The following is a 12,182-nucleotide window of genomic DNA, read 5'->3' as shown; positions in this document are numbered from 1 at the left end:
TTAAGATCATTATTTTTTGGAGGAGTGATATTTTATCCGAAAAAATAGAGCACTTGCAATGGTGATTATCATTATCAAAGGAAACAGCCATAAAAACAAAGTTGTTTTATTAAATGGCGGTTTCAAGAGAATAAACGCACCATATCGCTCAACAAGAAAATCAATAACTTGTTGATTCGTATCCCCCATTTTTAATCTTTCTCGAATCAAAAGTCGTAAATCACGTGCTAGGGGAGCATCTGAATCGTCAATTGATTGATTTTGGCAAACTGGACAGCGCAAATGTGATGAAATATCTCGTGCACGTGCTTCAAGCACTGTATCGTTCAAAATTTCATCCGGTTCTACTGCCATGACTAATCGTAAAGAGAAAATCACGATTAAAAAAACTAAAATCCAAAGTAATCTATTTTTCATCTTAATGTCTTTTCAGAACATTGAAAGTAAGTTTCCTATTATGCACCCTCATGCGAAACCAATATCCCAGAAAAGAAAGGCATCCACCTATAGCCATCATCAATCCTCCTAACCAAACACATATTACGTAAGGCTTCCACCATATATGCACAACGACTCCCCGCCCCTCTATACGTCCTGGCACAATATAGAGCTGAGATAAGTCATAACTTTGAATACCAACTTCCGTTGTCGATGTATTTTGACTTGAATAAAACCGCTTTGATGCTGTTAGATTACGCACAGCATTGTTATTTTCATATATTGTAAAATAAAATTCCATTGCTGAGTAATTCGGACCAACGCCATCGCGCACTTCATCTAAATGAAGAGTTTTACCCGCTATCGTTACCATATCTCCTATCTGCATGGTTAGAATACGCTCTTGCCCAAAAGTTGATACACAAACAATACCAAATAATGTAACGCCTAACCCCATATGCGCCATTGCCGCACCAAACACCGACCATGGTAATCCAATAAATCTCTTAACCCGCACCTTCAAAGTGATCTTGTGATGTCCACTCTTTTCCCAAAGATCTGCTAAACTGCCTAAGAAAACAAAAGCTGAAAGCCCAATTCCTAAAATGACAAAAATATCGTGCAAAGAAACTGTGTAAAATGCGATAAAACAAGCTATACAAACTAATGCAAAAACAAACCAAAGCCGTTCAAGAACTGCGAAAAAATCACTCCGTTTCCATGTCATCATGGATCCAAATGGAACCAATAATAACAATAACATCATTAAAGGCCCACAGGTCAGGTTGAAAAAAGCGGCTCCTACAGAAATTCTTTGTCCCGTCAATGCTTCAATCAAATAAGGATAAAGTGTACCAATCAATATTGTCGCTGTTATCGTTGTGAGCAACAAATTATTTAAAACAATAAAACCTTCACGTGAAATTGGTTGGAAGAATCTTCCTGCTGTCAAAACAGGTACGCGCAAAGCAAAAAGAAATAAAGCACCTCCCGTGAAGAAGAATAAAAGTGCAAGAATTGCTCGTCCTCGTGCTGGATCGACAGCAAAACTATGAATAGAGGTTAAAAGACCAGAGCGAACAAGAAAAATTCCTATAAGAGAAAGGGAAAAAGTAACAATAGCCAAAAATAAAGTCCAACTTTTCAATGTTTCCCGTTTTTCAAGAACAAGAGCAGAATGTAAAAGAGCCGTTCCTGAAAGCCAAGGCATAAATGAAACATTTTCAACGGGATCCCAAAACCAATAACCACCCCATCCTAACTCATAATACGCCCAATAGGACCCAACCATAATACCCAATGTCAAAAAACACCAAGAAAGTAAAAGCCAAGGACGAAGCCAACGCGCCCAAAATCTATCAACATATCCTATTATCAATGCAGCCACTGCAAAAGAAAAACAAAGTGAAAAACCAACATACCCTAAATAAAGAAGTGGTGGATGAATTGCTAAGGCGATATCCTGTAAAAGAGGATTGAGATCTTTTCCCTGTAATGCCGGTGGATTAACACGTAAAAAGGGGTTGGACATAAAAAGGATAAATAAAAGAAAAGCGCTTGTAATCCAACTTTGGCATATGAGAATAAGCGCCTTAAAATGCTCAGGTAAATGTTGGCTAAACAATGTCACCAATGTACTAAAAAAAGAAAGACTTAAAACCCATAGCAACATGGATCCTTCATGGTTTCCCCAAACACCAGCAATTTTATATAGTATTGGTTTTTCTGAATGAGAATTCTCCACCACATTCAAAACAGAAAAATCAGAGACAATGTAGGCATGAACAATAATCAAAAACGATAAGAATAATAATGTAAAAGTGATATATGTTAGGGAAACAGCTGCTTGTATTAGTGAACGCTCCCTCCACAAAAAACCTAAAGCGGGTAAAAAAGCCCCTAATAAACTTACTGCAAAGGCAGCAGATAAAAAAATATGACCCAGTTCGACAAGCACAATCGAATTACTTCTCCACACTGTGATGCTTGTTCAAGCGATCAGCTGTTTCTTTTGACATATAAGTCTCATCATGTTTTGCTAAAATACGCGTGCCTATAAAAACACCCTGTTTATCAAAATATCCTTCTACAATAATCCCCTGCCCCTCACGAAAAAGATCTGGCAAGATACCATTAAAAATCACTTTTTCATGTTTTGTGTTATCCGTTACAAAAAAAACAACACCCATCTCTCCAACGTATTGAACAGTCCCCTTTTCAACAAAACCGCCTAAACGCAAAGGGTGTCCCGATAGAATATCTTCTCTTGTAATTTCAGATGGTGTTCTAAAAAAACTTACCGTATGACGCATTGCATAAATAATAAAACTTATTGCAATTGTTATCACCAAACAACATGATAAAATGATCAGCAATCGATTTTTTTTCCGCTGCTTTAAAATAACTGTTAATGAAGAAGTATGGAACGGAGAACTGTTCATAAACTGTCTACGGAAATTCTTTTATAAATACGGTGTATAAACATTGATTATTAACATGCCTTATCTTTCGAAATAAGCTTGTCATATCTTGTATACGGGCGCAACTTTTTATCCAAGATCTTTACTACTTTCAAATATCTCTTCTGATTTAATCCTCTAAACTGTCTCAAATTACCTTTCTTAAGATTCTAATTGGATGCGTTCCGTAATTGCATAATCATGGCTTCAACACGTGATCGTCCTGTAAAATCTTTAGGCATTGTATCAAGAAAATTTTGTAAAGATTGCACTGCCTGTACAGACTTACCGGCCTGATGCAACGCTTCAGCAATTAATAAACGAGGATAAAAATCTTTTGGTGCTAAATCTGCTGCTTTTTGAAAAGCATTTTGTGCTTCTTGCGTAATTATTCCACCTTCATAACCAACCAAAGCCACCCCATACCCAACTAGTCTTGGAGCTGTTTCTCCATTCAAGTGCAGCGCATCTAAATAAGCATTCACAGCATCCTGAAATTGACCTTCCTCAAGATACCCTACTGCTAATGCATCTGCTAACTTACCATCATGAGGTGTACGAAAAAAAAGGGTTTGTAGGCGAACAAGTTGTTCACGCTTGCTAAGTGTTTTGGGATCCTTATCCATGAGTTCGCTAAAAAAATAACTCTTAACTTCTGGATTGCCTGTAAGACCATAAATACTCCAAGTGATAAGAAAGACAAATAAAATACTGAAGGCCTTAATATGTTTACTCTTATAATATGCGAAAGCTTTATCAGACTTAACCGAATACATACGGTTTCTTTCACTCTTACTGCCTTGAACGCTTAATCCTCTTTTTGCACCATAGGAAGGGAGCGAAAGAAAAAGAATACTCGCTAAAAAAATGAAAAAAAATGCTATCAAAATTAAGAAGAGCATATCATTGTGCACCCAAGACAAAAATTAAAAAACAAGCCAATTTACTCTCCCTCTTATTCACAAAGACATTGACGTAAAATAATAAAAGCTCATTTTTCCATGAACTATATTATCAAATTTATCATTCATTTTTCTCATAGAGATCAATAACATAAAAAAAATTATTTTTGCTCTTCTATTATAAGCAGATATACTCTTTAAATTCTGAAAAGACTCTTTGCTTTTATATAAAAACACTGCTGTACACTTATAAACTCCAATATACATGCCTCTTAAGCAAAAAATATTTATCTCCGTCTTGGTAATACAACTTTCGCACACAATCCTCCCAAGGTAGAACGCAATAAAAAAAGCTTTCCACCATATTCATTGGCCATATCTGAAACAATTGCTAACCCTAGTCCTGTTCCTGGCTTACTTTCATCAAACCGGTGCCCTCTTTTTAAAGCATCATCAATTTTATCTTCTGTTAAACCAGAGCCATCATCTTCTACGAAGATATTAAAATATTCTGTTTTTTCAAGATCTTCTTCTAAACCACAAGAAACCAGAACTTTTGTACGAGACCACTGCGCAGCATTCTCAATCAAATTCCCTACAATTTCCTCTAAATCTTCTTTTTCACCAGAAAAAATAATATCAGCAGCATCCATGATAAATTGAAACTGTTTTTCAGGATTAAGCTTTTCCATCACCCGTACCAAACGATCAACCACTCTGCGAACAGAGGTATGATAAATGATACTATCGCGTTGTGCTGCAATCCGCGCGCGCTGAAGATAATGATTTATTTGGGAGTGCATGATTTGCGTTTGTTCTCTCAATAAAAGAGCCTGTTCTCCACACATCTTATCAACTTCATTCATCATCACTGATAATGGCGTTTTTAATGAATGTGCAAGATTTCCAACCTGTGTGCGAAACCGTTCAATAATACGTTGATTATTATTGATGAGAGCATTCATCTCTTGTGCTAACGGCATCACTTCACTGACTAAATCTGTATTTACATAATGAACCCTACCTTGGCGAATATTATTCAATGCGCGTCGAATAAGCTTCAACGGTTGAAAACTAAAGAAAATAAGAGCAATATTGATAAGAACACTTCCTATACCAAAGCTCCAAAGAAAAATTTGTAAAGTCCGTTTAAATTCTTGTACTTGTGCATGTGCTTCATCGATATTCCCTATGAGACGAAAACGTGCAATATGATTTTGATCATCAAGAACAACATCGCTTTCAATGACTTGTAGATTCTGATCACTCTCTCCTTTTATCCAATAAGAGCGAAAGAATTTATTGTCAAAAGGTATATCAATATCGCTTGGTGAAAATATACTCCCTGTTCCTAAGGATGGAGATGTCAATCTTCCTTTTAGATTATCTGATATCGCCACAACTTCCCAATACCATCCTGTTGTTGGATCGGAATAACGAATATCATCAATCCCAACACTGCCTCTCAAATTTCCCTCTGGTGAAACCGTTACCGTTGCAATGAGGCTATAAAGTTGAGTAGAAAGAATACGCTCTAGATTTTGTTCACTTGAACGCTGATAAAATAAAATACTCACTGCAGAAATGGATGAAAGTGAAATAACAACCCATAATGTTGATAAGACCATAACGCGTAAACTGAGAGATCTACTAATGAAAAAAAAGAGCCTTTTCAACCGGTTATTCTTTTTAAACACATTCATTGATCACCTAGCGTTCTCACGCGATAGCCCATTCCTCGAATAGTCTCAATCAAATCTACTCCAAGCTTCTTACGTAAGCGGCCTACAAAAACTTCAATTGTATTCGAATCCTTGTCAAAATCCTGATCATAAAGATGTTCGATAATCTCGGTTCTTGAAACCACCCTATCACCATGATGCATGAGATATGAAAGAAGTCTGAATTCATAGGATGTTAATTTCATCAATTGACCAGCAACAAAAACACGAGAAGTCTTGGTATCTAACACAACACTACCACAGCATAACGTGCTCGTTGCATGCCCTGTTGCACGACGAATTAAAGCCCGCAACCGTGCCATGACCTCTTCCAAATGAAATGGCTTCACAACATAATCATCAGCGCCTGCATCAATGCCACGTACCTTATCAGACCAACGATCTCGCGCCGTTAGTATTAAGATAGGCATGGCGTATCCCTCGTGGCGCCACTTTTCAACAACACGAATTCCATCTATATGGGGCAATCCTATATCAAGTATTACAGCATCATAAGACTCTGTGCTCCCTAAAAAATAAGCCTCTTCACCATCAAAAGCACTATCTGAAACATATCCTGCATTTTTTACCGCTTCTGCTAATTGATGGTTAAGATTTTTATCATCTTCGGCAATTAAAATACGCATGATAACATCTAAAAAATACTAATCGACGGGAACAAAAACTTCAATACGGCGCAACTTTTCACCATTTCGCGCAGGTACAACAACCACAATGTCACACATATCTTTTCCATCCTGAACAACCGGTTTTGAACGTACTAATACCCCTTTTTCTTGGGTGGAAACCTTTTTGCCAACCTCAGCACACTCAGAAGCCAGAACAAAATCTGCCCCCCCAAAAATTGCTATGATCATGAATAAGAAATGTTTTTTCATCATAAGTATTTCATAATCTATTTTAGATGAATATAGGGTGAATAATGGCTTTTTGTGTATTCAAAAAATTACACTGGAGTCATGATTGATCCTCTGTATAACAGAATATAGGATTATGGTATCCACAATTTAAAAAATTTTAAACTAAAATCTTTTAAATAATGGTAAAATAGTGAATAGACAAAACTTTTAAACAAATCATAAAATCTTAATACATTCTCTACGAGAGAATAAATAATCATTATTCTAAAATAAATACTTTTCTAATTAGCGCTATAGCAAAAAATGGCTTTTGCTCCATATAATTATTATTCAATTTATTTTGTTGCATTGCTTTGCCATAGGCTCTTTTTAAATGTTTTATTTTTTTAAAAAAAAGAAAAAAAAACATCATAAACCATTCCATAGTCCTGCACTCATTGAATTAGATGCACTCTTTGATACAACCCTTTATCGACTCCGCTCTGCTAATCGTTTTTTCTGGAATAGGGCAAAAATCATCTCACAATCTTTGCGTATGCATGGCTGGAAACGCTTTATAGTAGAAATTCTTGATGAAACACTCACATTGGGATTGATTGGTTTTACTCTTTTCACTGCTGTTGGTATTTCCGTTTTTGAATTAACAAAAAAAGATTGGTCTTTGCCGAAAAATTTTTCTATTCTTTTTCTAGATCGTTATGGAAACCCTATCGGTCAGCGTGGTGCTTTACCAACTGTGTTTGTCCCCGTTGAAGAAATGCCTGATTATGTTGTTAAAGCTGTTCTTGCAACCGAAGACCGTCATTTTTTTGATCACTGGGGTATTGACTTGCAAGGATTGACGCGAGCAATCTTACAAAACATGCAAGCTAAAAGCGTGGTTCAGGGAGGCTCAACTCTTACACAACAACTGGCTAAAAATTTGTTCTTAACCAATGAGCGAACCATAACACGCAAAATCAAAGAAGCCTATCTTGCTCTTTGGCTAGAAGCAAACTTTAGCAAAAAACAGATTTTGCAATTTTATCTTGATCGCGCATATATGGGAGGAAATAATTTTGGTATTGCTGCTGCTGCAAAATTTTATTTTGGAAAAAACATCAGCAATATATCCCTTAGCGAATCCGCTATGTTAGCTGGGCTTTTTAAAGCCCCGACCAAATATGCTCCTCATAGTCACCTCTTTGCTGCCCAAACACGTGCTAATGTGGTACTCGCTAATCTTGTGAATAGTGGTTTTATGACTGAGAGCCAAATTATCAACGCCCATCGTCATCCTGCTAAGGCACTTCCAAAAATAAAAAATACTCAACCTGATTATTTTCTTGATTGGGTATTTGGTGAAGTCCAAAAAATGCGTGATCAACTGCCAAGTCACAATTTAATTATCCAAACCACTCTTGATCCGAATATTCAAAAAGCAGCAGAGGAATCAATCACATATCATTTACAGCAATATGGTCAACAATATCGTGTCACACAAGCCGCCACTGTCATACTCGACAATAACGGCGCTGTACGTGCAATGGTTGGAGGAGTAGATTATAATAAAAGCCAATTTAACAGAGCAACACAAGGCGGCAGACAACCTGGCTCTTCATTCAAACCTTATATTTATGCACTCGCAATGGAACATGGTCTGTCTCCCTCAACAATCGTCTTAGATGCTCCTATCAATTGGGGAGGCTGGTCACCTAAAAATAACTCTGGTCGTTATCTTGGTAAAATTGATTTGGCAACGGCTTTAGCCTTTTCCATCAATACAGTTCCTGTCTATCTTACCTATCAATATCTTAACCGCGATACAAAACCCATCATAGAACTTATCAAAAATATGGGAATTGAGGCACATATTTTATCCCATAAAACAATGATTTTGGGTACATCCAATATGACTCCCATGGATCAAGCTACCGGTTTTAATGTCTTTGCTAATGGAGGAATGGCTGGAAATCGCCACGGCTTCACGCAAATCAGGACAATAGATGGGCGGGTGATATGGGACTTTGAACATAACGGCAATAAACCACATCGAGTCCTTACTAGCCAATCAGCAGCTTATATGAACCAAATGATGGTTGGTGTTACCACACGAGGATCAGGTAAACGTGCTGCTCTCCCCATGACGCTTGTTGCTGGGAAAACTGGAACATCACAATCCTATCGCGACGCGTGGTTTGTTGGCTTCACCGGTAATTATACTGGAGCTGTATGGATGGGCAATGATAATTTTTCACCAATGAATCGTGCTTTTGGTGGCGGTGTTCCTGCCATGATATGGCACCGTATTATGCTTTCTGCACACCAAAATATCATGCTCAAACAGCTCTATGGTGTTGAACACTCTCTCCTCCCTTATCAACCATCAACACATCCTTCTAATAATGAGCCTGAACTTGTCCCCCCAACACCCTATATGCTCTCCTCTGAAACATTGGATATTGTACGTCTGATTAACAATGCTCTGAAAAAGCCACCTGCTATCTCTTTGAAACGGAAATTTATCGGAGCTACAAAACTTTGAATTCAAGATATCCTATCATGTTTTTTAATATCACCATTTCCTTTTTTATCTTCGCTTTTGCCATTTTATGTGGAACGCTGAGTGTCGATTATGTGCTCAATTCCTTTCATCATTTTGGACTCTTTAGAATTGGAAAATGGAGTGCTTATCCACAAATGGGAACCGCCAATATGGATCCTTATACCCGCGCCCGCACCGCTAAACAAGGCATTGTTTCACTCGGACGCACAGAAGGACTTGTGTTTCAAATTTGGAAAGATAACTATGGGCGTCCATTACGCCCTTACTGCCATTACTTACTTAAAGGCGATATCCCTGACGCTCGCCTCTTTACACTTTATACTGCTGACAAATCACTCAAACCATACACTTCATCCAAGGATATACCTTTCGAACTCTATACCAACAATATTACCTATGAACGTGATGGTTCATTACGCATCCATATCTCACAAACACCCCAAACCGGAAATTGGCTTGCAACGGTTGGTCAAAAAGAATTTGGGCTTATTCTTACCTTATACGATACCTCAACCATCTCTGCAACAGCATTACAAAAGCTTAAAATGCCATCTGTAGAACAAATTCCATCAGGACAAATGAACTGTGATTAGATTCATTCACACCGCACTTCTTGCAATCATTGGCGCTATTATCGTTCATATTTGCGTTCTCTTTCTGATCCCCTATTGGGCACAAAATAATATATGGACAGCACTTAAAAAATCCGGTTCACCTTATCAATTTGTTGCTTTTACTCCTGATAATCCTATTCAACAATCTGCTGATCCACTCTTTCTTCTTAAAGTCTGCAGATTTGATCTCGAAAATGGCCCTGTTCATTTAAGAGCTTTGAAAACACGACAATTTTGGTCACTAGCAGCTTATACACAAGACGGAATTATTTTTTACAGTCTAAATGACCAAACAGCCCCTGATAATACACTCGATCTTATTATTGGAAAACCAATACAAATAATAGAACTCAAAAAATCAAAACCTAAAAAAAATGCCAGTTCAGTTTTAGTTGCTAAAAATTTAAATGAAGGTTTTGTCATTTTACGTATTTTTCTCCCTTCTTCACTAGCAAAAAAAGAAAGTGAAGCTTTTCTTGCATCTGCGACCTGCCGCATATTTTATGAATAAAAATGGACTAACCTCTCATTTGTACAATACCTTACTTTCTATACAAAATAAATGAAGCCTATCAAAATGGTTATCTTTTTTCTCTATTAATCGAATATTCGAATTCAGATTTGTCTGATTGTAGATCCCTAAATTTTTTATTGAGGTAGAATGAAATCTCTATTGCACATAATCATATCATATTTGATACGCATTATCTGACAGAAAAAACTCCCCGTAATCAGCAAAGAAAAATCAGGAGTAAAGTTCTAAAAAATATGCTGCTAACGACTGTAAGCTTGCTATTTGAGTTTATTTCTTTTTATTTACAAACATTCCCATAAAATTCGCATCAATGACATGATAAACTATAGAAGAAATACTGATTACCTTCAATGAAGTGCGAAAATAAGCGCTGGAAACTTATAAGACATTACGCATCCTTGACCTCAAAAATAAGTGCTTTATTTTTCTCTTATAAGCATAAGCTTTTTGTAAGATATACACTCTGAAAAAACTTGGCTTATAGTTTACAATTGAGGGGAAAAAACTTCATGAAGAAGAGATATGTTCGGTTCGTTTCAAGAGCAGCAGTATGGTCTCCTCGATTTGGTGGATTAGCGTTCTTTATTTTATTATTTTCAGTCATTTTACAACGTTTTTCCGTCATTAACGTAACCGACTTCATAATTTTGATAGGTATCTCTACTGGCTGTGTGATTATTTCTCTTTTTCTTGCTTTAAAAGCACTTTACAGCTTATGGGTCTATGGAGCCCTAGGGGGAATGAAAGCTTTAAAAGGGATCATTTATTCACTCATAACTGCTACACCATTGATGTTATTTTTTGTACTTTGGTTTACCTTACCTGCTCTTTACGATATTTCTACCGATACACAAAGACCACCGGTTTTTTTTCGCACAATACGTCCTAGCGATGCTTTACCCCTCAAAAGTGTATTGATTGAACAAGCAACATTACAGAGGTCACAATGGCCAGAAATATCCGGGCGCCGTTATGACGAACCACCTCATCGTATTCGCGAATCTGTTCTCAATGTTTTAGCAGCCTATGATTGGCCTATTATGGCCCAAAGAACGTTTAAAGGTGAAGAGAATGAACTGTATATTGAAACAATGGCAAAAACTTTTTACCTTGGCTTTATTTCAGACATTATGATCCGCTTAACTAATGAAGGTGATACCACCTTTGTTGATATGCGTTCTGCTTCACGTTATTTGCCAAGAGATTTAGGATCCAATGCTGCTTTTATTATCGATTTCATGGATGCACTGGATACAGAAATCGCCTCACTTCCTCTCTCACAAAATGGTGGATAACAACCAAAAGATATAAGCTACTTTATTTCATGAAAACAGCTTATTTTTCAAAAATTATTATAAAACTCATATCAAAATATTATCATATAAAGATTAATAAATAATCATTGTTCATATAAATAACGTATACAAATAAAAACTATAATAGATAATAATATAACGAATATAATGAACCAAAATGTGCTTAACAAAATTTTTTCCAAATTTCTTTGTTACTATAACCTTTATATTTATAATGTAAAAACGCTGCATAGAAAAATATAAATAAAGCAGATGTAGAAGATAATAATTCTGCAATAATACGAATAAGATCACTCATAAAAAAATCCAAATTAAATATATAATTATTAGCTAAGAGTTAATTTTATCAACACTTATAGACACATTAATAAAAAATGCGTCTATAAGATTATTATAAAATCAAAGATATATTTATAAACTAATAATAGCACACGTTATACTGAGCACCTAACCCCGCAATTCCTCCTATACCGTAACCAGCAGTACTACCAATCGTTTGTCCTAATCCGCCCCCGCCCCAAAAACCTACTCCACCTATTCCTGCAGTTCCTGCTATCCCTCCTATAATTGTTCCACCAGCATATCCTATACTAGATCCGGTTGTTCCATATGAATTGCTGTCGAGAGATAATCTCCAATTGTACTTGCCAAAGCCAATAGGGAGCATTTCACCCACACTGTTGATTTGATAAAAACCATCATCAGAGACAAAGAAAGTACAGTCTCCACGGCTTGCAATTGCTGTGCTGCTTTTCGCACCTATTTTGTCTT

Annotated in this window: 11 protein-coding genes and 1 pseudogene; 4 read left to right on the top strand and 8 right to left on the bottom strand. The window is 36.6% G+C overall.

The window, feature by feature from the left end; genetic code table 11:
• Nucleotides 1–9 precede the first annotated feature (9 nt).
• The 7 genes from PVV68_RS03220 to PVV68_RS03190 all read right to left on the bottom strand — a co-directional run bounded on the left by PVV68_RS03220 (nucleotide 10) and on the right by PVV68_RS03190 (nucleotide 6,422).
• Entirely contained in the window at nucleotides 10–417 is a 408-nt protein-coding gene (locus tag PVV68_RS03220; RefSeq protein ID WP_273720477.1) for a cytochrome c-type biogenesis protein, read from the bottom strand.
• Nucleotide 418: 1 nt separating this feature from the next.
• The gene (locus PVV68_RS03215; RefSeq protein WP_273782666.1) at nucleotides 419–2,395 is read right to left on the bottom strand and encodes a heme lyase CcmF/NrfE family subunit; all 1,977 of its coding nucleotides are present in this window, start codon (nucleotides 2,393–2,395) and stop codon (nucleotides 419–421) included.
• Nucleotides 2,396–2,402: 7 nt separating this feature from the next.
• On the bottom strand, nucleotides 2,403–2,879 hold the full coding sequence (gene ccmE, locus PVV68_RS03210) for a cytochrome c maturation protein CcmE (protein ID WP_273720473.1): 477 nt from the start codon (nucleotides 2,877–2,879) through the stop codon (nucleotides 2,403–2,405).
• 188 nt (nucleotides 2,880–3,067) lie between these two features.
• Complete coding sequence (locus PVV68_RS03205) at nucleotides 3,068–3,799, bottom strand: cytochrome C biogenesis protein CycH (protein ID WP_273720471.1); 732 nt, start codon at nucleotides 3,797–3,799, stop codon at nucleotides 3,068–3,070.
• 287 nt (nucleotides 3,800–4,086) lie between these two features.
• A complete protein-coding gene (locus tag PVV68_RS03200; RefSeq protein ID WP_273720470.1) occupies nucleotides 4,087–5,502 on the bottom strand; it encodes a HAMP domain-containing sensor histidine kinase in 1,416 nt (471 codons plus the stop codon).
• Nucleotides 5,499–6,167: a response regulator transcription factor gene (locus tag PVV68_RS03195; protein ID WP_273720468.1), complete on the bottom strand. Its 669-nt coding sequence runs from the start codon at nucleotides 6,165–6,167 to the stop codon at nucleotides 5,499–5,501. The genes PVV68_RS03200 and PVV68_RS03195 overlap by 4 nt, the downstream gene beginning before the upstream one ends.
• An 18-nt stretch (nucleotides 6,168–6,185) precedes the next feature.
• A complete protein-coding gene (locus PVV68_RS03190; RefSeq protein ID WP_273720467.1) occupies nucleotides 6,186–6,422 on the bottom strand; it encodes a hypothetical protein in 237 nt (78 codons plus the stop codon).
• 352 nt (nucleotides 6,423–6,774) lie between these two features.
• On the opposite strand from PVV68_RS03190, the gene PVV68_RS03185 reads away from it, so the two are divergent.
• The 4 genes from PVV68_RS03185 (at nucleotide 6,775) to PVV68_RS03170 (ending at nucleotide 11,390) form a co-directional block, all read left to right on the top strand.
• Complete coding sequence (locus tag PVV68_RS03185) at nucleotides 6,775–8,925, top strand: transglycosylase domain-containing protein (RefSeq protein ID WP_273720464.1); 2,151 nt, start codon at nucleotides 6,775–6,777, stop codon at nucleotides 8,923–8,925.
• Nucleotides 8,926–8,942: 17 nt separating this feature from the next.
• A complete protein-coding gene (locus PVV68_RS03180; protein WP_273720462.1) occupies nucleotides 8,943–9,539 on the top strand; it encodes a DUF1214 domain-containing protein in 597 nt (198 codons plus the stop codon).
• On the top strand, nucleotides 9,532–10,071 hold the full coding sequence (locus PVV68_RS03175) for a hypothetical protein (protein ID WP_273720461.1): 540 nt from the start codon (nucleotides 9,532–9,534) through the stop codon (nucleotides 10,069–10,071). Before PVV68_RS03180 ends, PVV68_RS03175 begins: the two co-directional genes overlap by 8 nt.
• Before the next feature lie 533 nt (nucleotides 10,072–10,604).
• Nucleotides 10,605–11,390 (top strand): DUF1499 domain-containing protein, encoded by a 786-nt coding sequence (locus PVV68_RS03170; RefSeq protein WP_273720459.1) that lies wholly within the window; start codon nucleotides 10,605–10,607, stop codon nucleotides 11,388–11,390.
• 439 nt (nucleotides 11,391–11,829) lie between these two features.
• Here the strand turns inward: PVV68_RS03170 and PVV68_RS03165 are convergent.
• Nucleotides 11,830–12,182, bottom strand: a pseudogene (locus PVV68_RS03165) (hypothetical protein); the annotation flags it as partial.

It is taken from the genome of Bartonella sp. ML69XJBT (assembly GCF_028618515.1).
GTDB lineage: Bacteria > Pseudomonadota > Alphaproteobacteria > Rhizobiales > Rhizobiaceae > Bartonella.
The sequence above is the reverse complement of the archived record's forward strand: the minus strand, read 5'-3'. Positions and strand labels throughout refer to the sequence as shown.